Origin of the sequence: Stenotrophomonas sp. CASM106, from assembly GCF_049384825.1 — a bacterium.
GTDB classification, from domain to species: Bacteria; Pseudomonadota; Gammaproteobacteria; order Xanthomonadales; family Xanthomonadaceae; genus Stenotrophomonas; species Stenotrophomonas muris.
Map to the genome: position 1 here is coordinate 1 of NZ_JBMRFS010000089.1, position 396 is coordinate 396.

At 65.7% G+C, this 396-nt stretch carries 1 protein-coding gene; it reads left to right on the forward strand.

Annotated features, from left to right (window positions below):
• Positions 1 to 309: potassium channel family protein (locus VG556_RS22660; protein ID WP_423180088.1), on the forward strand; the 309-nt coding region annotated here is incomplete at its 5' end.
• Positions 310 to 396 lie beyond the last annotated feature (87 nt).

Here is a 396-nt window from a genome sequence, read left to right on the forward strand (position 1 = left end):
TTCACCAACATCCCGGCCAGCATGTACTGGGCGGTGGTGACCATGGCCACGGTCGGCTTCGGCGACATCGTGCCGCAGACCGTGCTCGGCCGCTTCGTCACCTCGGTGCTGATCCTGATCGGCTACAGCATCATCGCCGTGCCCACCGGCATCTATACCGCCGAACTGGCCAGCACCATGCGTGAAGCCGAGCAGGCCGCGCGCCGCGATGCGCGTGGCTGCCCGGACTGCGGACTGGAAGGGCACGAACCGGATGCACGCCATTGCCGCAAGTGTGGTGGGATCCTTCCCGAAACGTTCAACAGCTGAGGCCAGCATGTCCAGTCACGTGGACCATGGTCCCGGGAATGGGATCAGGGAAGGCGGCCGCTTGCCGCGGCCAGGTCACCATAGGCA